18 protein-coding genes are annotated in these 25,503 nt (G+C 71.9%); 4 read left to right on the forward strand and 14 right to left on the reverse strand.

What is annotated here, in order from left to right; all coding sequences use genetic code 11:
- Nucleotides 1-11 precede the first annotated feature (11 nt).
- The 4 genes from OG570_RS36265 to OG570_RS36280 all read right to left on the reverse strand — a co-directional run bounded on the left by OG570_RS36265 (nt 12) and on the right by OG570_RS36280 (nt 4,887).
- A complete protein-coding gene (locus OG570_RS36265) occupies nt 12-764 on the reverse strand; it encodes an alpha/beta fold hydrolase (protein WP_326953377.1) in 753 nt (250 codons plus the stop codon).
- 21 nt (nt 765-785) lie between these two features.
- Nucleotides 786-1,154 (reverse strand): DoxX family protein, encoded by a 369-nt coding sequence (locus tag OG570_RS36270; protein WP_326949505.1) that lies wholly within the window; start codon nt 1,152-1,154, stop codon nt 786-788.
- Nucleotides 1,155-1,214: 60 nt separating this feature from the next.
- The gene (locus tag OG570_RS36275) at nt 1,215-3,566 is read right to left on the reverse strand and encodes a glycosyl hydrolase family 95 catalytic domain-containing protein (protein ID WP_326953378.1); all 2,352 of its coding nucleotides are present in this window, start codon (nt 3,564-3,566) and stop codon (nt 1,215-1,217) included.
- Between the two features lie 112 nt (nt 3,567-3,678).
- Nucleotides 3,679-4,887 carry a lipase family protein gene (locus OG570_RS36280; RefSeq protein WP_326953379.1) on the reverse strand — a complete coding sequence of 403 codons (1,209 nt, stop codon included), beginning with the start codon at nt 4,885-4,887 and terminating at the stop codon, nt 3,679-3,681.
- A 110-nt stretch (nt 4,888-4,997) separates the two neighbouring features.
- Between OG570_RS36280 and OG570_RS36285 the strand changes: the two genes are divergently transcribed.
- The gene (locus OG570_RS36285; protein ID WP_326949502.1) at nt 4,998-5,609 is read left to right on the forward strand and encodes a TetR/AcrR family transcriptional regulator; all 612 of its coding nucleotides are present in this window, start codon (nt 4,998-5,000) and stop codon (nt 5,607-5,609) included.
- A 36-nt stretch (nt 5,610-5,645) separates the two neighbouring features.
- On the forward strand, nt 5,646-7,076 hold the full coding sequence (locus OG570_RS36290) for a carotenoid oxygenase family protein (RefSeq protein WP_326953380.1): 1,431 nt from the start codon (nt 5,646-5,648) through the stop codon (nt 7,074-7,076).
- Here the strand turns inward: OG570_RS36290 and OG570_RS36295 are convergent.
- The 3 genes from OG570_RS36295 to OG570_RS36305 all read right to left on the reverse strand — a co-directional run bounded on the left by OG570_RS36295 (nt 7,073) and on the right by OG570_RS36305 (nt 12,291).
- A complete protein-coding gene (locus OG570_RS36295) occupies nt 7,073-7,834 on the reverse strand; it encodes an SDR family oxidoreductase (protein WP_442788214.1) in 762 nt (253 codons plus the stop codon). The two genes, OG570_RS36290 and OG570_RS36295, sit on opposite strands and share 4 nt — an antisense overlap.
- Before the next feature lie 85 nt (nt 7,835-7,919).
- Complete coding sequence (locus OG570_RS36300) at nt 7,920-11,525, reverse strand: discoidin domain-containing protein (RefSeq protein ID WP_326953382.1); 3,606 nt, start codon at nt 11,523-11,525, stop codon at nt 7,920-7,922.
- A gap of 331 nt (nt 11,526-11,856) precedes the next feature.
- Nucleotides 11,857-12,291: a winged helix-turn-helix transcriptional regulator gene (locus OG570_RS36305; RefSeq protein WP_326953383.1), complete on the reverse strand. Its 435-nt coding sequence runs from the start codon at nt 12,289-12,291 to the stop codon at nt 11,857-11,859.
- A 133-nt stretch (nt 12,292-12,424) separates the two neighbouring features.
- Here OG570_RS36305 and OG570_RS36310 point away from each other — a divergent pair, with 133 nt between their 5' ends.
- Complete coding sequence (locus OG570_RS36310; protein ID WP_326953384.1) at nt 12,425-13,621, forward strand: thiolase family protein; 1,197 nt, start codon at nt 12,425-12,427, stop codon at nt 13,619-13,621.
- Nucleotides 13,622-14,006: 385 nt separating this feature from the next.
- On the opposite strand, the gene ligD is transcribed toward OG570_RS36310, so the two are convergent.
- Nucleotides 14,007-14,960: a non-homologous end-joining DNA ligase gene (gene ligD, locus OG570_RS36315; RefSeq protein WP_326949495.1), complete on the reverse strand. Its 954-nt coding sequence runs from the start codon at nt 14,958-14,960 to the stop codon at nt 14,007-14,009.
- Between the two features lie 39 nt (nt 14,961-14,999).
- On the opposite strand from ligD, the gene OG570_RS36320 reads away from it, so the two are divergent.
- Complete coding sequence (locus OG570_RS36320; RefSeq protein ID WP_326953385.1) at nt 15,000-15,839, forward strand: PHP domain-containing protein; 840 nt, start codon at nt 15,000-15,002, stop codon at nt 15,837-15,839.
- Nucleotides 15,840-16,033: 194 nt separating this feature from the next.
- Here the strand turns inward: OG570_RS36320 and OG570_RS36325 are convergent, their stop codons facing one another.
- From OG570_RS36325 to OG570_RS36350, 6 genes are all read right to left on the reverse strand, one after another.
- Entirely contained in the window at nt 16,034-18,073 is a 2,040-nt protein-coding gene (locus OG570_RS36325) for an MDR family MFS transporter (RefSeq protein WP_326953386.1), read from the reverse strand.
- A 346-nt stretch (nt 18,074-18,419) separates the two neighbouring features.
- The gene (locus OG570_RS36330) at nt 18,420-18,875 is read right to left on the reverse strand and encodes a GNAT family N-acetyltransferase (protein WP_326953387.1); all 456 of its coding nucleotides are present in this window, start codon (nt 18,873-18,875) and stop codon (nt 18,420-18,422) included.
- Nucleotides 18,876-18,922: 47 nt separating this feature from the next.
- Nucleotides 18,923-20,086 carry a glycosyltransferase gene (locus OG570_RS36335; protein WP_326953388.1) on the reverse strand — a complete coding sequence of 388 codons (1,164 nt, stop codon included), beginning with the start codon at nt 20,084-20,086 and terminating at the stop codon, nt 18,923-18,925.
- Entirely contained in the window at nt 20,086-20,892 is an 807-nt protein-coding gene (locus tag OG570_RS36340) for an alpha/beta fold hydrolase (protein WP_326949490.1), read from the reverse strand. The genes OG570_RS36335 and OG570_RS36340 overlap by 1 nt, the downstream gene beginning before the upstream one ends.
- Nucleotides 20,889-21,194 carry an acyl carrier protein gene (locus OG570_RS36345; protein ID WP_247051642.1) on the reverse strand — a complete coding sequence of 102 codons (306 nt, stop codon included), beginning with the start codon at nt 21,192-21,194 and terminating at the stop codon, nt 20,889-20,891. Before OG570_RS36345 ends, OG570_RS36340 begins: the two co-directional genes overlap by 4 nt.
- Complete coding sequence (locus OG570_RS36350; RefSeq protein WP_326953389.1) at nt 21,191-25,501, reverse strand: beta-ketoacyl synthase N-terminal-like domain-containing protein; 4,311 nt, start codon at nt 25,499-25,501, stop codon at nt 21,191-21,193. The genes OG570_RS36345 and OG570_RS36350 overlap by 4 nt, the downstream gene beginning before the upstream one ends.
- Nucleotides 25,502-25,503 lie beyond the last annotated feature (2 nt).

Below are 25,503 nucleotides of genomic sequence, written 5' to 3' on the forward strand. Positions count from 1 at the left end.
CCTCCAGGGTATTAGGCGTGCGCGTCGAGGAAGCGCCGCAGGTGCGGATTCACCTCGCCCGGGTGGGTGTAGCTCAAGAAGTGCGCCCCGTCCTCGACGACGACCAACGACGCGTCAGGCAGCGCCGACGCCAGTTCCGAAGCCCGGTCCACCGGGTACGCCAGGTCCGCCGTGCCGTGCAGGACCAGGGCCGGGCACACGATCTCCCCCGCCCGGTCCAGCACGGCGTCGCGGTCGACGAGGGCCGTCATCGCGAACGTCAGCTGGTCCGCCGGAACCGACGCCCAGCGCCGCTTCCACTCCCCCACCTCCGCCGGGCCGAAGCAGATCGTCGCGACGCCGTCGAGGACCTCCGGCGGAGCGCCGCCCGAGACCCAGGCGTCCAGGACGGCCCGGTAGCCCGTCGCCACGGCCGGGTCCTCCGCCGCGGCCGAGGTGCCGAGCACTGCCAGCGCACGAACCCGGGAAGGCGCCAGCAGCGCCATCCGCAACGCGACGAACCCGCCCTGGCTCGTCCCGACCACCGCCGCGGACGAGACGTCCAAGTGGTCCAAGACCGCCAGGACGTCGCGAGCCACGTCCCAGTAGTCGAACGGGCCCGAAGCGGGCGTGCCGCCGTGGGCGCGCTCGTCGACCGTGATGCAGCGGAAGCCCTTCAGGGCCGGCAGCTGCGCGGCGAACATGCGGCGGTCCATCAGGAAGCTGTGCAGCAGCACGACCGCCGGGCCCGGGCCGCCGTGATCCGTGAAGGCGGGGAGCGTCATCGATCCTCCGATAAGGGAAGGTCAGCCGGCGAACCGGCCCACGGCGACGAACGCCGCCAGCACCAGCAGCACGACGTTCATCGGCAGCGCCTTGGTCTCCTTGCGGCGCGCGTGCACGATGATCGCACCGATCTGGACGATCGCCAGTCCGGTGGCCGCGAGCGGGGTCAGCACCGGCGCGATGTCCAGCGCCCACGGCAGGATCAGGCCGATCGCGCCGACGATCTCGATCGCGCCGATCCCCTTGATCGCCGCCGCCGAGAAGTCCGCCGTCCACCCCATGTTGGGGTTTTCCAGAAGCTTCTCCCGCGGCGTGGCGAGCTTCATGCCCCCGGCGCCGAGGTACAGAACAGCCAGCAGGCCGGCGGCGATCCACAGGACGACGTTCACGGTGACTCCAAACTCCGGAATAAGTGATTGAACACTACGTCACTTTCCGGAGGATGGACCTCAACTTGGCGTGATCGTGATCGACGCGCCGGGCCGCAGGGAGATCGTGCGCTTCCAGGCGCCGGCCCGCACCTCGGTCCGGGTCCCGCCGACGCTCCGGATCACCGCCCGGGTCACCTTGCCGTCGCGCCACGCGACGTCGACCTCGAACCCGCCGCGCGCGCCGATCCCGGTCACCCTCCCCGACCGAGCCCACGCCGACGGCAGCGCGGGCAGCAGTTCCAGCACGCCCGGCCGCGAGTACAGCAGCATCTCCAGCGCCGCGGTGGGCGCGCCGAGGTTCGCGTCGATCTGGAAGATCGTGTAGCTGCCCTGGCTGTACATGTCGAAGAAGTTCGGCGCGGTGCCGTTGCCGTTGGCCACCGACGGCCGCATGACCGTGAGCAGCAGCTGGTACGCCTTGTCCGCGTCCTTCAGCCGCGCCCAGCACGCCGACCGCCACGCGGTCGCCCAGCCGAAGCTGTCCATCCCCCGCGCGGTCAGCAGGGCACGCACCCCGCCGAGCAGCTCGGCGGACGACGTGTCCGTCGCGATGCGGTCGCCCGGGAAGAACCCGATCAGCGGCGACAGGTGCCGGTGCGTGGTCTCGCCCAGGTTGTCGGGCGACATCCACTCCTCGAGCCAGCCGGTCGTCGGGCTCACCTTCGGCAGGTACAGCTTCCGCTGCAGCCCGGCGATCCGGTCGCCGTACGCGCGGTCGCGCCCCAGCGTCGTGACCGCCGCGCGGTAGTGCTCGAACAGGTCCCAGACGATCTCCTGGGAGTACGTGTTCCCGAGCGTGTCCTGCGGGCCGTGCTCGGGTGACCAGTCGTGGTCGTCGACCAGCACCTCGCGGCCGTCGACGGTCGTGGTGACGAGCCGCGCCTCCCAGAACTCGGCGGCCCCCTTGAGGAGCGGGTAGATCCGCGCGAGGTAGGCCTTGTCCTTCGTGAACGCGTAGTGGTCCCACAGGGAGTTGCACAGCCACGCGTTGCCGGCCGGGTGCCACCACCAGCCGGAGCCGCCGTAGATGTTGGTGGAGAACGCGATGGCCCAGCCGCCGATCTTGCCGCTCGTGTTGCGGAAGCGGTTTCTCGGGTCGTTGAACAGCTTCTTCGTGGTGTCCGTCCACACGGGAAGCTGCGAGAGGCAGTAGTCGGCCAGCGCGGTGAAACTGCCCGGCAGCGCCGCGCGGTCGGCCAGCCAGTAGTTCATCTGGACGTTGATGTCGGTGTGGTAGTCGCTCATCCAGTCGGGCGTGTTGTTGTTCTGCCACAGGCCTTGCAGGCCCATCGGCAGGCCGTCGCGCGAGCCGGTGATCGTCAGGTACCGGCCGTACTGGAGGTAGGACGCCTCCAGCTCCGGGTCCGGCGTGGCCGGGTCGTCGTGCCGCGCCACCAGCCGCGCCCACGTGTCCAGCGAGCGCTTCGACGCCGGGGACGCGCCCAGGTCGAGCGTCATCCGGTCGTAGAGCCGCCGGTAGTCGGCGACGTGCGTCGCGAGCAACGCGCCACCGCCGGCCCGCAGCGCGCGAGCCGCCTTCTGCTTCGACAGCGCCAGCGGATCCACCGACGCGTCGAGGAACTTCCGCGCCGCATCGGGCACGTAGTTCGTGCCACCCGAAAGCACGATGACGACTTCACGGCAGCCGGTGAACACCACGCTGTTCCCCTGCTGCGACACCTTGCCGCCCTGACCGGACGCCGACGCCGCGCACGCGTACTTCAGCCCGTTGGCGAAGGTCGCCGCGAACGCGGGGCCGCTCAGCACCTCGTCCCGCGTCGGCTCGAGGGCGACCGCGCCGGTCAGCGTCCCGCGGCCTTCGCTGGTCAGCCGGACGACCACGACGTCGTCGGGGTGGCTCGCGTAGACCTCCCGCCGGTACCGGGTGCCCTGGCACGCGTAGGTGACGGTCACCAGGCCGTTGCTCAGGTTGAGCGTGCGCCGGTAGTCCGTGACGCCGGTGTGCGCGGGCACCGAGATCCGCGCCTTCGCCAGCAGCCCCAGCGTGCCGAACTTCTCGCGCTCGTACGGGAACTGGCCGTCGTCTTCGAGGACGTCGTTGGCGCCGCCGGTCCAGAGGGACGCGTCGGCGAGGTACAGGAAGTCGGCGGCCGGGTCGCCGCCGACGAGGGCACCGATCCGACCATTGCCGATCGGCAAGCCCTGCTCGATGATCTTGTCCTCCGCCGCGGGCGACGGGTACCACAGCGTCGTCGCCCGGCTGCCGGGAACGAGATCCGCGACAGCCGGACGCACGACGTCCGCGCTGGCGACGAAAGGACGAACGCCACTCAGGGCGATCCCGGCGCCGACCGCGCCACCGAGCTTGAGGAACGCGCGGCGCGAGGGCGGGAGGGAAGGGTTCGACATGTCGGATCCGTTCGGCGTTGAAGGCGGGGACCGGCGTGAAGCCCGCCAAACATATGACCTATCCGGATCCGAGGTCAAGATTCTTCGTAATTAATCCGATAATATGAACAGCTCAGCAGCTCGACGGCGCGGGCTTCCCGGCCAGCCGGTCGTGGATGTAGGCGAGCGCCCCGGGTGCCCCCTGGACCGCGACGGTGACGTGGCCGCCGATCGGGATCCGGTTGTACTGGATCGTCACGCCTTCGGCGCAGTACTTCCGCACCAGCGCGTCCACCGGCGGCGTGAGCGCCAGCTCGTCGAAGATCCCCTGGTAGAAGTACGTCGGCGAGCCGGGTTTGCGGGTGCCCATCACGTTCTGGGCGATCACGTTCCGCACGGCCGGCACGTCGAGCAGCTGCGGCACGGTCGTGTAGTCGCTCATCCGGTGGAACGCCTGGGCGACGCTGAACTGGGCGATGCACTGCTTGCCGACGTCCTCGAACGCCTGCTTGCCGCGCGTGTTGAGCAGCGTGGCCGTGTCGATCTCCGGGTACGCGCGGCTCAGGCCGACCGCGGCGCCGATGTAGATCCCGGCGAACGGCCCGCCGTCGATGCGGCGGGCAACGTACTCGATGTCCGCGGGCACACCACCGGCGGCGACACCGGCGAACTTCAGTTCCGGCGCGTAGGTCGGCTGGACCTCGTTGGCCCACTGACTCGCCAGCGCCCCGCCCGAGTAGCCCATCAGCGCCGTCGGCGTCGTGGGCCCGGACAGCCCGGCGGGCGCGAACGACTGGGCCGCGCGGATGCCGTCGAGGACGCCGTGCGCGGTGTTGAGCCCGGCCGTCCACTCGGACCGCGGGCCCTCGTAGTCGGCGGTGACGACGGTGTGGCCCGCGGCGAGCAGCGGCACCATCAAGGCCAGCTCTTCGGCGGGCAACGCCGTCCCGGTGGCCAGCACGTACGACGGCGCGCAGTCGAGGCTGAGCCCGTCCTGCGCGGTCTGGTACGAGACCAGCGTCTTCGAGGTGGACGACACCGGCTGCATGACCGTCGCGACGTCGGCGATGGCCGCGCCGCGGGTGTCCGACGAGCGGTACTTGACCTGCCAGGCCCGGATCGGCACCGGCAGGGTGAGCGCCCGGATCGTGATCGGGCGCGAGTCGAGGATCGTGCCCGGCGCGACGTCGGGGAACGGCGACGGCTGGGCGTAGAAGGGATCGGCGGCGGGGTTCGGCGGCAGCCCGGCGGCGGACGCCGTAGCGGCGGGGGCGACGAGAGCGGCCGCGGCGAGGACCACGACGGTGAGGGTTCGGCGGATGTCGGCGCTGACAGTGGGCACGGGACCTCCCGGTTTCGATACCGACTGGTATCGTGTGTCCGATTTACCAGATGACCCGCGTCACAGTCAACGACGGACGCCCAGGTGAGGGAGGCGGTAGCGTGCGCTCCATGACCGGCCCCGCACGCCGCCGCCCGAGCCGCGCCGAGACCCGGCGGCGGATCATCGACGCCGCCACCGCGGTGTTCGCCCGCCAGGGCATCGCCGCGACGTCGCTCAACGACGTCGCGGCCGAGGCCGGCCTGACCAAGGGCGCCGTCTACTCCAGCTTCACCGGCCGCGACGACCTGGTGCTGACGATCATGGAGGAGCACATCGTCGAGCGGATGGCGGGCGCGACGACGGCGTTCGCCGACCTGGCCGACCTCGACGAGGCCACCACCGAGGCCGGCGCGCGGCTGCTGGCCGGGATCGACTCGGACGCCACCTGGCACCGGCTGCTGCTGGAGTACTGGGGCCTGGCCATGCGGAACCCGGCTGTCCACAAAGGACTGGCCGAGCGCCGGGCGCGGCTGCGCGAAGCGGTCACCGCGGCGATCGGCAACGTCGCCGACCGGCACGGCATCACGCTGCCCCTGGCGCCCGAGCACCTCGCGGTGGTGGTGCTCGCGCTGTCCAACGGCCTCGCGGTGGAACGCGGCGTCGACCCGGACGCGGTCCCGTCGTCGCTGTTCAGCGACGTGCTCAAACTGCTCGTGACGCCCCGGCCGGCCGACGTCTAGGGGTTTCCAGGTGCGACGAAAGGTCTACTACCGGTGATGACCAATCCCTTCCTCGAAGGCAACTTCGCCCCGATCAGCCAGGAGCACACGCTCACCGAGCTCGAGGTCACCGGCACCATCCCGGACTTCCTCGACGGCCGCTACCTGCGCAACGGCCCCAACCCGCTGTCCGAAGTGGACCCGGCGGCCTACCACTGGTTCATGGGCGACGGCATGGTCCACGGCGTCCGCCTGCGCGACGGCAAGGCCGAGTGGTACCGCAACCGCTGGGTGCGCAACCCCTCGATCGACGCGATCCTCGACGGCGACCGGCCGCGCCGCACCCCGCACGGCCTCAGCGCCAACACCAACGTCATCGGCCACGCCGGCAAGACGCTCGCGCTGATGGAGGCGGGCGCCACGATCTGGGAGCTGTCCGACGAGCTCGACACCGAGGGCCGCTGCGACTTCGACGGCACCCTCTCCGGCGGGTACACCGCCCACCCCAAGCGCGACCCGCTGACCGGCGAGCTGCACGCCGTCTCGTACTCGATGGCCAGGGGCAACAAGGTCACCTACTCCGTGATCGACGCGGCCGGCCGGGTCCGGCGCGAGGTGGACGTCGAGGTCACCGGCGCGCCGATGATGCACGACTTCTCCCTCACCGAGCGGCACGTCGTCTTCTACGACCTGCCCGTGACCTTCGACGCCGGCATGGCGACCGCGGCGATCCCGTCCCGGTTGCTGCGCACCACCGCCCGACTCGTGCTGTCGGCGGTCATCGGCCGGGTGCGGATCCCCGACCCGATCACCGCGCGGCTGGCCACGAAGATCGCGGCCAACGGTGGCCTGCCCTACCACTGGAACCCGAAGTACCCCGCGCGGATCGGCGTCATGCCGCGCGAAGGCGGCAACGCCGACGTCCGCTGGTTCGACGTCGAGCCGTGCTACGTCTTCCACCCGCTCAACGCCTACGACGACGGCGACAGCGTGGTGCTCGACGTCGTCCGGCACCCCCGGATCTTCGACCGGGAGCTGCACGGTCCCGACGAGGGCGTCCCGACGCTGGACCGGTGGACGGTCGACTTCTCCTCCGGCAAGGTCATCGAGGAGCGGCTCGACGACCGCGGCCAGGAGTTCCCGCGCGTCGACGAACGCGTGGTCGGCCGCCCGCACCGCTACGGCTACGCACCGTCGGTGACCACCGGCGCCAGCCCGGCGGACTCGTTGTACAAGCACGACTTCTCGAACGGCTCGACGCAGGTGCGGTCGTTCGGGCCCGGGCGCTCGCCCGCGGAGTTCGTGTTCGTGCCGCGCGCCGCGGACGCCGCCGAGGACGACGGCGTCCTGGCCGGCTTCGTGCACGACGCGGCGACCGAGCGCAGCGAACTCACGCTGCTCGACGCCGGCACGCTCGAAACGGTCGCCGCGATCCACCTGCCCGACCGGGTGCCGATCGGCTTCCACGGCAACTGGCTGCCGAGCTAGCGCTTCCGGTACCCCAGCACCCCGGCGTCGGCCTGCTCGGACAGGTACCGCGCGAACGTGATCTCGCCGTCGAGGTGGTCCGGCGCGAGGTGCCCGCCGCCGGCGTACGCCCGGAACGTCTCCCCCGGCACCTTCACCGAGACGATCCGGCGGCGCCGCCCGCTCGCCTCCGCGACCGCCTGGGCCAGCTCGGCCGCGGCCAGGATCTCGGGACCGCCGAAGTCGTCGACGCGGCCCGCCGGATCACCGGTGGCCAGGTCGGCGAGGCGCGGCGCGAGGTCGCGCACGTCCACCGGCTGGAACCGCACCCGCGGCACGGGCAGCACCGGCAGCCGGGACGCGCCCGCGAACAGCGTCCGGACCAGCGCGTGGAACTGCGTCGCCCGCTGGATCGTGTACGGCAGGCCCGACGCGGCGATCAGCTCCTCGGTCGCGAGCTTGCTCTTGTAGTAGCCCAGCGGGACGCGGTCGACGCCGACGATCGAGACGTAGACCAGGTGCGGCCCGCCGGTCCAGCGCGCGGCCTCCAGCAGCGTCCGCGCGAGCGCCGTCTCGTGCCGAAAGTCGGTGGCGCAGTGGACGACGGTGTCGACGCCGGCCAGCGCGCTGTCGACGCCGCGGCCGGTCCGCAGGTCGCCGGGCACGACGTCCGGCCCGGGCCGTCTGCTGAGGACGCGGACCTCCTCGCCCGCCGCGCGCAGCCGCGCGGCGACCACCCTGTCGAGCTGCCCGGTGCCGCCGGTGACCAGGATCCGCACGAGGCCCACCTCCGCCCATCAACGCCGTCAAGGCCACCTTACGGGCGTCTGTCGCCCGTAAGGTGGCCTTGACGGCACTATTCGATCAGTTGCGGACGATGGTGAACGTGCTCGTCGTGTTCCGGATGTCCTGGACGTTGTTGCTCAGCGTGAGCCCGGTGAACGTCGCCGAGCCGACGGCCGGGCCCTGACCCGGTTCCGGCAGCTCGTTGGCCCAGATGCCGATCCCGGACTTCGCGTCGAAGGCGTCCCCGCTGCGCTGGGCCCCGCTGATGTTCACGTTGGTGAACACGGTGTCCTGCACGGAGTTCTGCGGCTGCCCGCCGACGTAGTTCGTCTGGAACATGATCCCGCTGTAGGTCGGGCTCTGGATGTCCACATCGGACACCCGGATCCCGCGGAACTCCTTGGAAGCGGAAAACATCCAGATCGCCGGGAAGGTCTGCTGGCCCCAGAAGTGGCCACCCGCCCGGACGAGCGAGGCGTTCTGGACCGTCGTCGGCTGCGGCCCGAACCCGAGGAACGGGTAGCCGAAGTCGAGCGAGCTGATCGTGATCGCCGAGTACGTCAGCGTGTCCGCGATGTAGAGGTTGCGGAAGGTGTTGTTGTACCCGCCGTAGACCGCCAGCCCGGCCGCGCGCCACGGGGTGAGCGCGGTCAGGTTCTCGAACACGTTGTCGTACTGGTTGCCCTGGTTGATGTCCGTGGCGGCGAACAGCGCGAAGCTGTCGTCACCGGTGGACCGGGCTTCGTCGTTGACGACGTGGTTGCCGGTGCTCCCGTTCGTGAGGTTGATCCCGTCGGCGTAGGTGTCGCGGATCCGGGAGTTCTTGATCGTGGTGTTGTCCACGTTGGTGCCCCACACCATGACCACCTGGTGCTCCACCCAGATGTTGTCGATCGTCAGGTTCGCGACGTTGGCCAGGTTGAACACCTTGCCGGGGCCGTCGATGCGGGAGGTGTAGTTCCCGAACACCGCGAACCCGCTGACCGTCGACCCGTTGGCGGTCGACTGGACGTCGAAGCCGATGTCGGTGTTCTCCTGCCCGGCGGGCGCGGAGAACTTCGTGAACCACGGCCCGGCGCCGATCAGCGTGATCGCCTTGCCGTAGACGTTCACCTTGCTCGACAGCGAGTAGTTCCCGGCCGGCAGGTAGACGCCGGTGAGGGTGCTGTCCTGGCGAACCTTGTCCAGGGCGGCCTGGACGTCCTGCTGCGTGAACCCGGCCGGCACGGCGAAGTGCGCCGGGTCCGGGTTCGCCTGCGCGGTGGCCTGCTCGAAGTTCACGAAGTCGATCGCGTAGTTCGTGCTGTTCGCCGCGTCCTTCTGCAGCTTGATCTTGCTGCCCGCCGGCACCGTGGTGCCGAGCAGCGCGCTGGCCTCGTCGTAGATGTGGCGCGGCCCGGTGCCCGGCGAGTTGCCCGGGCCGGTTTCGGCGCCGTAGAGCCACGCGTAGTGCGAGGTCAGGTCGACCGCCTTGAGGAAGGTGCCGTTGACGTAGACGTCGATCGTCGAGTTGATCCCGCCACCGCCCGCCGAGTCCGGGATGGAGAAGCGCGTGACCAGCGTGTTCGTCGCCGCCCGCGTGGTGAACTCCACCGAGGAGCCGGTCGAGTTCAGCGTGACGGCCTTGCGTCCGGACGCCTCGCCGGCGAGGTCGCCGATGGTGCGGTTCGGGCCGACCACGGCCGCACCGCCCGCGAGGACGCCGTCCTCGGCCTCGTACATGTCGTAGGGCATGTTCGCGCCCTGGCCGACGAACAGCGTCTGCGTGCTGGTGTTGTTGGCCTGCTTCACCGGCAGCTCGTTGGCGTCGTTCGCGACGACCGTCTTCACGGTGTACTTGCCGTTGGCCGCCGTCCACGTGCCGACGTTGACCGGCGACGCCGTGGCCCCGGCCGCGATGGCGCCGGAGTACGAGCCGGTCAGCGTCTTCACGACGGTGCCGCTCGTGTCGGTGAGCGTCACGGTCACACCGTGCGCACCGGACGCCGACGCGATCGTGCCCTGGTTGCGCAGCGTCACGCTGAAGGTCACCGTGTTGCCCGCCGACGGGGAGTTCGGCGACCAGCCGGTCGCCGCGACGAGGTCGGAGCTCTGCACCGGGCTGACGACGAGCGCCGTCGAGCCGGTGAACGAGTTGTTGTTCTCGTTCTGCTCGAGCACGGCGTTGGCCTCGTCGACCTTCGCGGTCAGCTGGTAGCTGCCCGCGTTCTGGGCGCCGATGTTCGCCGACACCGTCGTCGACGCTCCGGCGGCCAGCGCGCCGACCGCGGCGGTGCCGACCTTCGTGGTGCCGAGGTAGAGGTTGACGTTCGTCGCGCCCGCGGCCGCCGTGCCGGCGTTGCGGACGGTCGCCGACGCCGTGATCGCGTCGGTCTCCACCGGGTTCTGCGGCGACCAGGACACGCCCGAGACCGTGAGGTCCGGGTTGGGCGCGGGGACGCCGATCACCTGGAACTCCGCGGTCTGCCCACCGCCGGCGCCGGAGTTGGCGGTGACGCGCAGCCGGACGTCGGCGACGCGGCCGCTCAGCGGGATGGTGACGCTGTTCCCGGTGCTGGGGTTGAAGTTGTACGTCTGCGCGGCGGCCAGGGTCGTGAACGTCGAGGACGCCTGCTCACGGCCTTCGACGGCGATGGTCTGGGTGCGCGGGCCCCACGAGGCGTCCGGGTTGAGCTTGACGACGACCTGGCTGAGGTCGGCGTTGGAGCCGAGCCCGACGGTCAGCAGGTTCGGGTAGGTCCCGCCGCCGCCCTCCCAGTACGTGCTGGTCGAGTTGTCGTTCGCGTTCGTGGCGACGAACGTGAACTCCGTCGACGACGCCGTGATCGGCTTGCCGACCGCGAGGTTCGTGCCGACCTGGGTGCCGTTGCGCGTCACCGTGTTGCTGTTCGCCGACTGGTTGCCCGCGGCGTCGTGCGCGCGGACGTAGTAGGCCACGGTCGTGCCGTCGGGCTGGCTGTCCGTGTAGGTCAGGACGGTGCCCGCGACGCTGCCGCGCAGCGCGTTGTTCGCGTAGACGTCGTAGCCGGTGACGCCGATGTTGTCGGTCGAGGCCGACCACGTCAGCCGGAGCTGGCCGCTCGCGGGCGCCGTGTAGGCGAGGTTGCCGGGCGCGGACGGGGCCTGCGTGTCGCCGCCGGAGGTGCTGCCGTGCACCTCGAACTCGGACAGCTGCGCGGCGGGCCAGCCCGTGTTGGCGGTGACGTTCAGCCGCACGTAGCGGGTGCTGCCGGTGACGTTGATCGTCACGGTGTTGGCCGTGGCCGGGTCGAACCGGTAGCCGGCCGACGCGACGAGGTCGCTGAAGCTCGTCCCGTTCGTGCTGCCCTGCACGGTGAGGGTCTCGGTGCGCGCTTCCCAGCCGGCCGGCAGCTTCAGCACGAGCTGCGCGAGGTTCGTGGTGGCACCGAGGTCGGCCTGGATCCACTGCGGGAACTGGTTGTTCGCGCTTTCCCAGTAGGTGGCCTGGTTGCCGTCGCCGACGTTCGAGGCGGGGTACTCGGCGATCTGGCTGCTGGCCGTGTAGGTCGCCGACGCGGCCTGGGCAGCGGGCTGGACCGCGGCGGCAGCGGCGGGGACGGCGGTCGCGGCCGGGGCGCCGCTCGCCGCGACGGCGGGTGCCGCCAGGAGCAGGGACAGGGCGGCGTAGGTCGCCGCGCGCGACAGGAGTCGCTTCGTTCTCATGGGGTTCCTCTGATCCGGGGAGGACGGGGAGACGACAGGAGCGAGGACCGGCCCGCGGAGCGCGGGCACGGCGGAGACCGGGGAACGGACGGGCGCGACCGGACGGGCCGGAGGCGCGCGTGGGCAGGGCGAAGCAGCCGTCATGGACACCTCGGCGTTGAGGAGCTGGGCGGGATCTTCCTGACTGCTGCCGCGATTTCTCGCGCTGCTGTCAGGTTCTTGCACTGATTCGTTCAAGAGTTACAGTGACGGGGGTCTCAAGTCAACGCCCAAACGGCCGGAAGGCCCCTCGCGAGTGCGAAGGGCCTTCCGGGAGATGGAGGTGCGGACGTCAGTGCACGGCGCCCAGCCGGATCGCGTGGGTGCCGGGCGCGTCGACCGGCTCGCCGCAGTGCTCGCAGACCGTCACCGCGCGCAGTTCGGCGCCACAGGCGTGCCGCCACAACGTGGGCGGTTCGCCCTGGTGGACGTACTTGTCGCCCCAGGCCATCAGACCGAGCAGGATCGGCTGCAGCGCGCGGCCGGCTTCGGTCGGGTAGTACTCGTGCCGCGGCGGGTGCGCCTCGTACTGGACCTTCTCGAGCACGCCGGCGTCGACGAGCTTGCGCAGCCGCGCGGCGAGGATGTCGCGGCTGGCGCCGGTGTTCTCGGCGATCTGGTTGAACCGCCGCTCCCCCAGCATGATCTCGCGCAGGGCGAGCAGGCTCCACCGCTCGCCGACGACTTCGAGGGCTTCCGCCACCGAACACTCGCGACCACGCCGCACGACGTCACCTCCACGGGTTGAAAATCCAACCTAGCACGTCAAGAACGTGTGACTTGGCGAACAGGTCAGTTGTGCAATCCAACTCACCCGGCGTATACCGAGGGTATCCCCGATCTGCGAGGAGGCAGACGCCATGACGGACGCGGTGATCGTCGACGCGGTACGGACCCCCATCGGCAAGGGCAAGCCGAACGGGACGCTGGCCGGGGTGCACCCGGTCGACCTGCACGCCCACGCGCTCCGCTCGCTCGTCGAGCGCACCGGCGTCGACCCGGCCCGGATCGACGACGTCATCAGCGGCGCCGTCGGCCAGATCGGCGAGCAGAGCATGAACACCGCCCGCTGGGCCGCGCTCGCCGCCGGCCTGCCGGAGTCGGTGCCCGCCGTGACCGTGGACCGGCAGTGCGGCAGCAGCCAGCAGGCCGTCCACTTCGCCGCGCAGGGCGTCATCGCCGGTGCGTACGACGCCGTGATCGCGTCCGGCGTCGAGTCGATGAGCCGGGTGCCGATGGGCAGCCAGGTGGCCGGGCGCGACCCGTTCGGCCCGCAGGTCGCCGCCCGTTACCCGGACGGCTTGGTGCCGCAGGGCATCAGCGCCGAACTCATCGCGGCCAAGTGGGGCCTGACGCGGGAGCAGCTCGACGCGTTCTCCGCCGAAAGCCACCAGCGCGCCGCGAAGGCGTGGGCCGACGGGAAGTTCACCCGCGAGGTCGCACCGCTCAAGGCTCCCGGCCCCGACGGCGTGCTCGTCGACGTCACGACCGACGAGACGGTCCGGCCGGGCACCACACCGGAGATCCTGGCCGGGCTGAAGCCCGCGTTCCGCGCCGACGTCTGGGAGCAGCGCTTCCCGGACCTGGACTGGCGCGTCACGGCGGGCAACTCGTCACCGATCAACGATGGTGCCGCCGCGCTCATGATCACCAGCAGCGAGACGGCCGCGGCGCTCGGACTGCGTCCGCGAGCGCGGATCCGGAACTTCGCCGTGGTCGGCGACGACCCGCTGTACATGCTCACCGGCGTCATCCCGGCGACCCGCAAGGTCCTGGACCGGGCCGGGCTGAGTGTGTCCGACATCGACGCCTTCGAGGTCAACGAGGCGTTCGCCAGCGTCGTGCTGGCCTGGCAGGCCGAGATCGGCGCGGACCTGGCGAAGGTCAACGTCCACGGCGGCGCGATCGCACTCGGCCACCCGCTCGGTGGCAGCGGCGCCCGCCTGATGACGACGCTGCTGTCGGTGCTGGAGGAAACCGGCGGCCGCTACGGCCTGCAGACGATGTGCGAGGCGGGCGGCCTCGCCAACGCAACGATCATCGAGCGCCTCGACTGACCGCACGAGGTAGGCGCGCAACGCCGCCACGGCTCCCCCGGGATCCGTGGTGGCGACCGGGAACGCGTCGTCGTAGCCGAGGTCGAGCAGGTCCGCGCGCGTGCCCGGCAGGCGGCCTCCGATCACCACGGGTAACCCGCCCAGCCCGGGCTCGGCGCGCACGCGGAGCAGCACGTCCACGCCCGAGGCACCGAATACGGTGGACAGCACCAGGCAGTCCGGCTGTTCACGGCGGCACGCCGCGAGCACGTCGGCCGCCACGCACACGACGTGGCCTTCGCGTTCGAGGATCACCTGCAGCGCGACCAGGCTCCACGCCCCGGCGTCCACACCGGACAGCACGACTTTCATACCGAGCGGAGCCGTGAGGCTGTCCGGAAATACGTCAGTCTCCGGGTGGTTCCTCGACAGCCTTTTCGATGCCGTCGCGGTCGGCCCACTCCAGCAGCGGGTCGAGGGAGAACACCGCGTCGTCGATGCCGGCGTGGAGGTCGCCCAGCTCGGCGAAGCGGGCCGGGACGGTCGCGATGGTGAAGTCGCCGGGCTCGGCGTCGTCGATCTCGTCCCAGCGGATCGGCGTCGAGACCGTGCCTTCCGGGTTGCCGCGCACCGAGTACGCGCTGGCGATCGTGTGGTCGCGCGCGTTCTGGTTGTAGTCGACGAACAGCGTGCGCGGGTCGCGGTCCTTGCGCCACCAGGTCGTCGTCACCTCGTCCGGGGCCCGTCGTTCCACTTCGTGCGCGAAGGCCAGCGCGGCGCGGCGGACGTCCTGGAAACCCCAGCGCGGCTCGATCCGGACGTAGACGTGCAGCCCGCGACCGCCGGACGTCTTGGGCCAGCCGACCGCGCCCAGTTCGTCGAGGATCTCGTGGGCCACGTGCGCGACCCGGCGGACGCGGTCGTAACCGCAGTCGGGCATCGGGTCGAGGTCGATGCGCCACTCGTCGGGCTTTTCCGTGTCCGCGCGTCGCGAGTTCCACGGGTGGAACTCCACAGTGGACATCTGCACCGCCCAGGCGACGTGCGCCAGCTCGGTGACGCACAGCTCGTCCGCGTGCCGCTTGTAACGCGGGAACTCGACCCGGACGGTCTCCAGCCACGGCGGCGCGCCGTTCGGGACGCGCTTCTGGTGCACCTTCTCCCCCGCGACGCCGGACGGGAAGCGGTGCAGCATGCAGGGCCGCTCGCGCAGCGCGTTGACGATGCCGTCGCCCACCGAGAGGTAGTAGTTGACCAGGTCGAGCTTGGTCTCGCCGCGGGCCGGGAAGTACACCCGGTCCGGGTTCGAGATCCGCACCGTGTGCGGCCCGACCTCCAGCTCCACCGCCTTCTGCGCCATACCGAGACGCTAGCTCAAATCCGGCGTTACGGTGGTCCGGTGAGTCTGCCGACGGACGGCCACGTCCACACCGAATGGTCCTGGGACACGGTCACCGGGTCGATGATCGGCTCGTGCGCACGCGCGCTGGAGCTGGGGCTGCCGTCGGTCGCGTTCACCGAGCACGCGGACCTCACGCCGTGGCTGATCCCGGAGCCGATCCGCCCGCTGCTGCCGGACCACTTCCGGGTGCGGCTGCGCCCGGACGGCGTCCTGGAGCCGCCGGACCTCGACGTCGAGGGCTACCTGGCGTCGGTCGACGAGTGCCGCGGCCGGTTCCCGGACCTGCGGATCCTGTCCGGAGTGGAGCTGAGCGAGCCGCACTGGCACCGCTCCCGCGCCGACGCGCTGCTGGCGTCCCACTCGTTCGACCGCGTGCTGGGTTCGGTGCACTCGCTGCCGGGCGACGACGGGCACCACCAAGAGCTGACGATCGTCTCGGACCGCCCGCCCGGCGAGATCCTGCGCGCGTACCTGTCGGAGGTACTGGGCCTGGTCGAGTCCACGGCGGACTTCGCCGTGCTGGCGCACATCGACTACGCCCTGCGCTCGTGGCCCGGCGAGGGCCCACCGTTCGTGGCGGCGGACTTCGAGGAGGAGTTCCGCACGGTGCTGCGGGCCCTGGCCGGCAGCGGACGCGCGCTGGAGGTCAACACGAAGGTGCCGCTGCCGGGCGAGGTGGTCCGCTGGTGGTTCGAGGACGGCGGCGAGGCGGTCGCGTTCGGCAGCGACGCCCACGAGCCGGGCCTGGTCGGCCACGGCTTCGCGACGGCCGCGGCCTTGGTGGAGTCCTGCGGCTTCCGCCCGGGCCGCACCCCACACGACTTCTGGCGCCGCTGACGGCACTTTCACGTGAAAGCGCCGCCCCCAGGTGGTCACTTTCACGTGAAAGCGCCGCCCCCGAAAGTGCCCGCCTCCGGTGACCGACCGGTCGCCACTTTCGCCAGGAAAGATGCGTCCGAAGGCCGCCTGGACGCATCTTTCCTAGCGAAAGCTCCGCTTTGCGGAGCAAAGGTTCACTCGAAGGTGACGGGTCACGCCAGGGCGTGGCGGCCGTAGGCGCGGACCTCCGTGCTCTGGTCCAGCAGACGCGTCGCCACCCGGCCGATCGCCGCGTCCAGCTCGGCCCGGTCGCCCGTGCCCCAGTCGCCGAGGCGGGACGCCAGCCAGTCGTGCCACGCCCGGACCACCTTGGCGAACTCCTCGCGGCCCGCCTCCGTCAGCTCCCAGCCGCCGCCCGCGTAACGCAGGTGGCCGGTCAGCTCCAGGCGGTTGAACGCCGGTTCCAGCACCGGCGCCGGGACGCCGAAGTGCTCGCCGATCGCCCGGAGCGTGGCCGGCTCGCCGCGGCGTTCCCGCAGGTGGACCTGCAGCAGGCACCAGATGCCGCCCTCGTCGAGGTCGCTGCCCGCGCGTTCGACGATCGCCGGGGCGACGTTGCGGCGCTCGCGGAAGAAGAGCGTCGCGACGGCGCGTTCCAGCTCGCGGTCGTCCGTGCGGGCCTCCGGCATCGCGAAGCCGTCGCCGAGGTCCGGCGCCGCGGCGCGCGCGGTGTCGCGCAGCGGGACCTCCTTGAGGAAGAACGCCAGCGCGAACGCGACCAGGCCGACCGGCGCGGCGGCGAGGAACACGACGTGCAGCGAGTCGCTGTAGGCCTGGATCACCGGCGCCGACACCGCGTCCGGCAGCGCGTGCAGGGCGCTCGGGATCTGCGTCACGTGCGGGTCGACGCCGGGTGGCAGCGGATGGGCGGCCGCCGCGGCGGCCAGGTTCGGCGCCAGCTGGTTCGCGTACACCGTCCCGAAGATCGCCGCGCCGAACGAGCTGCCGATCGACCGCAGGAACGTCACGCCCGAGGTGGCGACGCCGAGGTCGGCGTAGTCGACGGTGTTCTGCACGGCGATGGTCAGCACCTGCATGCCCAGCCCGATGCCGAAGCCGAGCACGGCCATGTAGGCCGACGCCTCCCAGAAGCCGGTGTCGGTGTCGAGCCGCGAGAGCAGGTACAGCCCGATCGTCATGCCCGCGGAGCCGACCAGCGGGAAGATCTTGTACCGCCCGGTCTTGCTGACGGCGTTGCCCGCGGCGATCGACGCCACCAGCAGCGCCAGCACCATCGGCAGCAGCCGCACCCCGGACGTCGTCGCCGAGGTGCCCTGGACGTACTGCATGTACGTCGGCAGGTAGGACAGCGCGCCGAGCATCGCGAAGCCGACGACGAAGCTCATGATCCCGCCGACGGTGAACACCGGGTTCCGGAACAGCCGCATCGGCAGCATCGGTTCCTTGGCTCTCAGCTCCACGAAGACGAACGCGCCCAGCAGCACCACCGAGCCGATCGCCATCCCGATGATCGTCGGCGACCCCCACGCGTACTGGGTGCCGCCCCAGCTGGTGACGAGCGTCAGCCCGGTCGCGGCCAGGCCGATGAGCAGGATGCCGAGGTAGTCGATCACCGGCTTGACCGCGGCGCGCGCGTTCGGCATCGCCGAGGACGCGACGATCAGCACCACGATGACCAGCGGGATGTTGACGTAGAACGCCCAGCGCCAGGACAGGTGGTCGACGAAGAACCCGCCGAGCATCGGGCCGGCGACGGTCACCACGCCGAAGACCGAGCCGAGCACACCCTGGTACTTGCCGCGTTCGCGCAGCGGGACGACGTCGGCGATGAGCGCGGTCGAGGTGACCATCAGCCCGCCGCCGCCGAGGCCCTGCACCGCGCGCCAGACGATCAGCCAGACCATGCTGTCGGCGAACCCGGCGCAGAACGAGCCGATGCCGAAGACGATCACCGACAGCTGGAACATCAGCTTGCGGCCGAACAGGTCACCGAGCTTGCCGACGACGACGGTCATGATCGTCTCGGCCAGCAGGTAGGACGTGACGACCCAGGACAGGTGCCCGGCGCCCCCGAGGTCGCCGACGATGGTGGGCAGCGCGGTGCCGACGATGGTCTGGTCGAGCGCGGCCAGCAGCATGCCGAGCAGCACCGCGCCGAAGACGGCGTTGACCCGACCCTTGCTGAGCTGCGCGGGCGCCGGCTCCTGGGCGACCTCCGCGGTGGCCGTCATGGCACCCTCCCTCGCTCGGCCTCCCAAGCTAGTGCGCGGGAGCGGCCGGCGCGGAGTCCACTGTGGAGAGTCACCCGTTCCGGTGACACGTCAGAGCGTCCAACGGGCCAGGGCAGCCCAGCGGCCTCATGAGTCTGCCGCGGCTTGTCGTGAGTGTTTAGGGCGGTTAGAACCGCCCTAAACACTCACGACAAGTCTGGGCGCTGTCGCCTCGGCGATGTGCTCCTCCACGATCGTGAAGTGGTTGCCCGGCACTCCGTCACCGCGCCTTTGGACGCCGGGTAGGCCGCGGTGCCGCAGTTGAGCGGGCCGAGCACGTTGGTCTCGACCAGGGCCCGAGTACGACTCAGGAGGTTCGCCGCAGGATCACCTCGAACGGCTCGAAGCCCTGCGCCCGGTAGAACTCCAGCGCGCCCTCGTTGGCCGCGAAGGCCTTGACCTTCGTCTCGGTCGCCCCGTTTTCCTTCGCCCAGGCGAAGAAGGCGGCCACGAGTTCGGCGCCGATCCCGGCACGCCGGTGCCCGGCGTCGACCCGCAGGCTCTCCAGATCCGCCGTCACCACGCCCGGCCGCAGCGGGTTCGGCCGGCACAGCCGCCCGACCAGGTGGCCACCGCCACCGGGGACCAGCAGGCAGAGGACGGCCGGATCCTCGACGAGCGCGGCGTAGTAGGACTCGCCCTCACGGGCGGGCCAGCCGACGTCCACGGACGGGTCGTGGCGGCCGCCGTCTTCGGCGAACAACCCCACCGCCGACGCCACGAGCTGCGGGACTTCCTCGGCCGTGCACACGGAAACTGTCATGCCGAGCACGGTAACCCGGATGATTTTTCGAAGTAAACAACATTCTTTCAGGGCCGCAGGTGCGCCAGGCTCTCCAGTGCCAGCTGTTCCAGGTGTCCCGCCGCGGCCGGGCTGCCGCCCGCGGCGTGGAACGACGCCGCCAGCGTCTCCGCGGCCCGGCGGTACGACGGCTCGGTCAGCACCTCGTCGACCGCCGCCCCGACACGGCCGGCGTCCGCGCGGCCGAACCGCAGGCGGACGCCCGCGCCGGCCGCGACCACCTGGGCGGCCACGATCGGCTGGTCGTCGCGGATCGGCGCCACGACCAGCGGCTTGCCGTGCCAGAGCGTCTCGCAGACGGTGTTGTGCCCCGCGTGGCACACCACGGCGTCGACGTGCGCGAGCAGCGGCAGCTGCGGGACACGCGGGCGCACCAGGACGTTCGGCGGCACGGCACCGAGCACCCCGCCCGGGTCGACGACGACGGCCCGGGCCTCCCGGCCGGCGAAGGCGTCCACTGTGGACGTGAGGAATCCCGTTCCCGCGTCGGTGTTCGCGGTGCCGAGTGAGACGAGCACGGTGGGCCGCGGCGGGTCGAGCCACTCCCACGGGAAGTCCGTTGTGGACGGCCGGCCGGAGATGGACGGGCCGACCAGCCGGACGTTCGGCGGCAGCGTGACCGCGCCGAGCAGCTCGCGGGTGGTGAAGGCGAGTACGCCGTGTGGCGAGAACCGGGGATCGGCCGTGCCGCCGCCGATCCGCGCGCGCAGGCCGTCGAGCAGCTCGGCCACCCAGTCCGCGACCTTGGGCATGCCCGCGAGCGGGTCGACCAGTTCGGCGGACGTCGTCGCGGAGGTGACCCACGGCAGGCCGCGCGCGTCGGCGAGCAGGCCGCCGGCGAGGGCCTGCTGGTCGGCGACGACCACGTGCGGTCCGAACGCGTCGATGGCCGCGGCGACCCCGGGCGCCATCGCGTCGGCCAGCGGGACGAGGAAGTCCTGCCAGAGGAACCGCAGCGCGGCGGGCCCCTTCAGCTCGGGCGGGCGCTCCGGCGCGTCCGGCGGCAGCGCGCACGAGAACACCAGCGCGTCCGGGCCGGCCAGGTGCCACAGCAGCTCGTCGTGCCCGGCCCAGGCGACCTCGTGGCCGCGCGCGGTGAGCTCGGCGGCCACCCCGGCGGCCGGGTTGACGTGCCCGACCAGCGGCGGGACGACGAACAGGTACCGGGCCACTACCGCACCCGGGCCGGGAGCCGGGAGACGTCGCGGACCCAGTCGAAGATCAGCTCGATGGTCTCGGCGGTCCGCTCGACCAGCACCGAGTGCCCCTGGTCGGGCAGCACGACGGTGCGGCAGTGGTCGAGGTGCTCCTCGAAGTGCGGCACCTGCGCCGCCAGCCCCGAATCGCCGCCGAAGAGGGCGAACACCGGGCAGTGGACGTCCGAGAGGTCCGCGTTGATGGTCGCGCTGCGCGGGATGTCGTCGGCCATCGTGGTCGTCTGGAGGATCCGGTTGGCCGCCTTGGACAGCCGCGCGGTGTGCGCGCCGTGGTTGTCCTTGATCCAGCCGATCACCTCGTCGATGGCGAGGCGGGTCTTCGCGTCGGCGAGGCCGTCGGCCATGTGCCGCGTCCACGCCGCCGTCGGCGGCTCGGCCTCGATGGCGATGACGCTGGCGACGCGGTCGGGCCGGGCGGCGGCCAGCCCGAAGGCCACCGAGCCGCCGAACGAGTTGCCGATCACGTGCACCGGCCGGGTGATGCCGAGCGCGTCGAGGACGTCGACCAGGTCGACGACGAACGATTCGAGGTGGTAGCCGCTTTCGGGCCGGGTCGTGCGGCCGTGCCCGCGCAGGTCGTACATCAGCACGTCGAGGCCGCGTTCGGCGAAGGCGGGCCCGAGGGTGAAGTAGTAGCTGGCCAGGCTGTCGGTGAGCAGCCCGTGGACGCACACCACGATCGGCGCGTCGCCGTCGAGCGGGACGTCGGGGGTCAGGCGCTGGACGTGGACGTCCAGCTCGCCCGCCCGGATCCGGCTCACGGCCGGTCCCGCAGCGAGGCGACGATGTACCGGACCAGCTCGCCGACGGTCAGCGCGATGATCTCGTCGAGGTCGCGCTCGGCGATGAAGGTCGCGAAGTTGACGCGCTCGCCGTAGTGCTCGCGCAGCTGCCCGGACAGCGCCACGAGGTCGACGCTCTCCAGTTCGAGGTCGTCGTGGAACGTGGTGTCCATGGTGATCTCCGCGTCGTCGAGGCCGTACTCCTCGAGCAGCTCACGCAGCATTCCGCCGAGCTGAGCGAGCACCGCCGCCTCGCCGGTGGCCGTCGTCTCGATGCTCATTCCGCAGTCTCCTTCGTCTCCTCGGTCCAGGCCACGACGTACCGGCGCGGCGGTGCGCCCGGCAGGTTCGCGGTCTCGGTGCAGCGGACGTGGTGGTCGTGCCCGGCCACCCGGACGATCAGCTCTTCCGGCGCCGCCGCGACGACCTCGAAGTCGCGGGGCTCACCCCGCAGCCCGGTGCCACGTAGTTTCGCGACGGCTTCCTTCGCGGTCCAGAACCGGGCGAACCAGACGTCCGGATCGCCCTCCTGGGCCGCGAACAGCGCCCGTTCGGCCGGCCCGAACGCCGCGTCCACAGTGGACTCCGCGCGCGGTGCGACCTCTTCGACGTCGATCCCGCACGGGCCGAACCGCGCGATCGCCACGCCGGCCTCGGCGCGGTGGGCCACCGAGATCGTCACCTCCGGCAGCTCCCGGCCGTACGCGCCGGTCGCGCAGGGGCGGCCTGCGTCGTCGTTGCCGATGCTCAGCTCGGCCGGGAACATCTCGGGTTCGCCGCGCGCCCAGAGGAAGTGGCGGACGGCGTCCTTCGCGGCGATCCGGCCGAGCAGCCACTGACGGCGGCCGCGCGGCGGGCGCCGGTCGTAGGCGCCGCGGTCCGGGCCGGCGAGGTAGTTGCGCATGATCAGCTCGCGCGTCGCCAGGTCCGGCCACTGCTCGTGCACCAGCGCCCAGCCCCCGGGTTGCTCCTTCGACAGCGTCGAGCGCTCGGGCGTCCGGTCGGCCTGGCGGATCTCCGGGTTGCTGTCGAACCGGCGATCGCGCCAGCCGGTGAACTCGGCCCAGACCTGTCCGTTGTGGACGAGCTGCATGTCGGCGTCGAGGAACTCGCCGGTCAGCGACGTGATCTTGACCAGGCACTCCAGCTGCTCCCCCGGCGCCGGGTGCGGGCCGTGGAACCGGATCTCGCGCATCGCGACCGGGAAGACGGTGGTGCGTTCCGGCAGCCGGGACATGATCCAGTAGCCGAGCACCTGGCCGACGTTGTCCAGCAGCGCGCCGGGCGCGGCCGGGGTGGTGAGCACGGCGCGGACGTGCCGCTCGCCGACGGCGGTCAGCTCGGTGACGCCCTGGAAGCGCGGGCCGTGGAACATCCAGCGGTCGTCGTACAGCTCGCGGGCCTGGGTCTCGGGGACCTCCTCGGCCGACGCCGGGAAGCGCCACGGCGCAACGCCGGCGGCCGGATAGGACCCGGCCAGCTCGACGACGGCTTGGGAGTAGCTGCCCAGTGCGGCGAACACCCGGTCATGACCTCGGGGCACGACGTGCACCGGCACGGTGACCGCCGGGATCGCCGTGATCCACTGGTTCAGCCGTACGTCGTGGACCGCGACCGCGCGCCGGCCGGGCGCCGCCTGCTCGGCGAAGCCCATCAGGTGGTCGATGACCGTGGTGGCGGGCACGACCGGCCAGCGGTCGCCCGGGTCGGCCCGCGGTGGCTGCTTGAAGAAGCAGTGGTCGAGCAGGTACGGCATCGCGTCGACCGAGACGTCCAAAGTGGTCCGCAGCTCGACCGGCGGCGGCGTGGCGGCCTTGCGCCCACCGAGCACAGTGGACGCCAGGTTCGCCGTGTCCTGCAGCAGCGCCGCGAACTCGGCCGCAAGGGGGCCCTTCCCGGCCAGGACGTCCACAGTGGACCCCTGCGCCAGCCGGGCGCCGACCTGCGCGCGGGTCCGGTCGTCGAGGGTGATGACGTGCCCGCCGAGGTCCAGCTTGACGGCCTTGCGGGTCACGGCGCGGGTCTGGCCCGGCAGCGCCGTGCCGTCGAGGGCCGCGCCCTCGGCCCACAACGCGGTGGCGACGCGCAACAGCTGCGCGAGCCCGGGCCGGTGCGGCGAGTGCGCCGCGACGACGAAGTGGTCCTCGCCGTGCAGGGTGTCGCCGATGAGCGAGCCGAGCTGACCGGCGCCGACCTGCACGAACGCCCGGAACCCGGCCGCGTGCAGTGTCTCGGCGAGCGGCCGGAACCGGACCGGTTCGAGCAGGTGCCGCACGAACAGCGCGCGGACGTCGGCCTCGGCGGCCGGGTACTCCGACACCGTCGTCGCCGACCAGATCGGCACCCGCGGCGGGTGCAGCGTGAAGCCGTCGGCGGCCGCGCGGATCGGGCCGAGGTAGGGCCGCAGCATCGGGGTGTGGAAGCCGGAGCGGAACGGCAGGACCTGGGACACGGTCCCGGCTGTCCGGAACGTCTTCACGAGCGCGTCGACGGCCGCGGCGGGGCCGCAGACCATCGCCTGGTTCGGGGAGTTGTCGTGGGACAGCACGACGTCGTCGCGGCCGGCCAGCTCGGCCAGCACCTGCGTGGCGGGCGCGCCGATCGCGGCGAACGCCAGGCCCGGCACGACCAGGCTGTCGGGGTCGAACCCGGCGAGGAACGCGTCGATCTCGGCCGTCGTGTGCATCCCGGCCGCGGCCATCGCGGTCCATTCGCCGAGGCTGTGGCCGGCGACGGCGTCCGGCGTCACGCCCATCCGCCGCAGGGCGGCTTCCAGGAGCCGGCCCAGCTCGAACACGGCGGCGCCCTGGCGGCCGACGTCGCCGACCGCGGCGTCGGAGTGCTGCCACGGGAGGCCGAAGTGGCGGGCGACGTCTCCGCAGTTCAGGGCCAGTTCGGCTTCGAGGCCTGGGAAGACGAACGCGACCTTGCCGCCGCCCGGGCCGAGCAGCGGCTTGTCGGCGAACCAGACGTCGTTGCGGCCGCGCCACGGCCGGCCCCGGCCGACGGCCTTGCGGGCCAGGGCCAGGCGTTTCCCGGTCGGGTCGACGATGCCGAGCCGCACGGGCCCGGTGCCTTCGGGCGCGGTGAGCACCGCGCGGTCCGGTCCGGAAAGGACGTCACGCAGCGCTTCGACGGTCGGCGCGGCGAGCCGCAGCACGCGCTCGGCCTCGCGCACGACGACCGCGGCCGCCCGGTCCGGAGCCTGCTCCAGCACGACGTGGGCGTTGATCCCGCCGAACCCGAACGCGTTGACCCCGGCGCGGCGCACCGCCGCGTCCCAGGGGCGCGCGGTGTCCAAAGTGGAGAACCGGGTCTTGTCGAGAGCGGGGTTCGGGTCGTCGCAGTGCAGGGTCGGCAGCAGGACGCCGTGGTGGACGGCGAGCGCGGCCTTGACCAGCCCGGCCACGCCGGCCGCGGGCATCGTGTGGCCGATCATCGACTTCACCGAGCCGAGCACCGCGCTCCCGGCCTGGCCGAACACCTCGGCGAGCGTGGCGAGCTCGGCCGCGTCGCCGGCCGGGGTCGCCGTGCCGTGTGCTTCGAGCAGCCCCAGCGAGTCCGGGTCCCGCGGGTCGAGCCCGGCCGCGGCCCAGGCCTGGCGGACGGCGCGGACCTGGCCGCCGGAGTCCGGGTTGGCCAGGCTGGCGGTCCGCCCGTCGGAGGCGACGCCGGTGCCGGTGACCACGGCGTAGACGCGGTCACCGTCGCGCTGGGCGTCGACGAGCCGCTTGAGCACGACGACGCCGGTGCCCTCACCGATCAGCACGCCGTCGGCGTCGCGGTGGAACGGCCGGATGCGCTCGGACGGCGACAGCGCGCCGAGCTGGGTGAACACGCTCCAGAACGTGATGTCGTGGCAGTGGTGCACGCCGCCGGCGAGCACGACGTCACAGCGGCCGGACGCGAGCTCGCGCACGGCGTGGTCGACCGCGATCAGCGACGACGCGCACGCGGCGTCCACGGTGTACGCCGGGCCGCGCAGGTCGAGGCGGTTGGCGAGCCGGGAGGCGGCCAGGTTGGGCACCAGCCCGATCGCCGACTCCGGCGCCTCCGGGCCGAGCTGGTCGGTGAAGGCCTGCCGAACGGCGTCGAGGCGGTCGGCGTCCAGCTCCGGCAGCAGCTCGCCGAGGGTGCGCACGAGCTGGCTCGCGGTGCGGACGCGCTGGTCGAGCCGGACCAGACCGGGCGTCAGGTAGCCGCCGCGGCCGAGGATGACGCCGACGCGGGAGCGGTCGGCGGGCAGCCGGTCCGGGCCACCGGCGTCGGCCAGGGCCTGGGCCGCGACCCGCAGCGCGATCAGCTGGTCGGGCTCGGTGGCGGGGATCGAGTTGGGCATGATCCCGAAGCCGGTGACGTCCACTTCGGCCAGTTCGTCGACGAACCCGCCGCGCCGGCAGTAGATCCGGTCGGCACGCCGCTCGGCGTCCGGGGCGTAGTGCGCGCTGTCCCACTTCTCCGGCGGCACCTCGGTGATCGCGTCGACGCCGCCGACGAGGTTGCGCCAGTACGTGTCGAGGTCCGGCGCGCCGGGCAGCAGCACCGACATGCCGACGATCGCGAACCTGCTGGCCGTGGGGTCCGGCATCC

The organism is Amycolatopsis sp. NBC_01286, from assembly GCF_035982555.1.
GTDB lineage: Bacteria > Actinomycetota > Actinomycetes > Mycobacteriales > Pseudonocardiaceae > Amycolatopsis.

Bases quoted from the DNA above. Each gene is read 5' to 3' on its own strand.
- OG570_RS36265 (WP_326953377.1), bottom strand. From the start codon at position 764: ATGACGCTCCCCGCCTTCACGGATCACGGCGGCCCGGGCCCGGCGGTC.
- OG570_RS36275 (WP_326953378.1), bottom strand. From the start codon at position 3,566: ATGTCGAACCCTTCCCTCCCGCCCTCGCGCCGCGCGTTCCTCAAGCTC.
- OG570_RS36285 (WP_326949502.1), top strand. From the start codon at position 4,998: ATGACCGGCCCCGCACGCCGCCGCCCGAGCCGCGCCGAGACCCGGCGG.
- OG570_RS36290 (WP_326953380.1), top strand. From the start codon at position 5,646: ATGACCAATCCCTTCCTCGAAGGCAACTTCGCCCCGATCAGCCAGGAG.
- OG570_RS36300 (WP_326953382.1), bottom strand. From the start codon at position 11,525: ATGAGAACGAAGCGACTCCTGTCGCGCGCGGCGACCTACGCCGCCCTG.
- OG570_RS36310 (WP_326953384.1), top strand. From the start codon at position 12,425: ATGACGGACGCGGTGATCGTCGACGCGGTACGGACCCCCATCGGCAAG.
- ligD (WP_326949495.1), bottom strand. From the start codon at position 14,960: ATGGCGCAGAAGGCGGTGGAGCTGGAGGTCGGGCCGCACACGGTGCGG.
- OG570_RS36325 (WP_326953386.1), bottom strand. From the start codon at position 18,073: ATGACGGCCACCGCGGAGGTCGCCCAGGAGCCGGCGCCCGCGCAGCTC.
- OG570_RS36330 (WP_326953387.1), bottom strand. From the start codon at position 18,875: ATGACAGTTTCCGTGTGCACGGCCGAGGAAGTCCCGCAGCTCGTGGCG.
- OG570_RS36345 (WP_247051642.1), bottom strand. From the start codon at position 21,194: ATGAGCATCGAGACGACGGCCACCGGCGAGGCGGCGGTGCTCGCTCAG.
- OG570_RS36350 (WP_326953389.1), bottom strand. From the start codon at position 25,501: ATGCCGGACCCCACGGCCAGCAGGTTCGCGATCGTCGGCATGTCGGTG.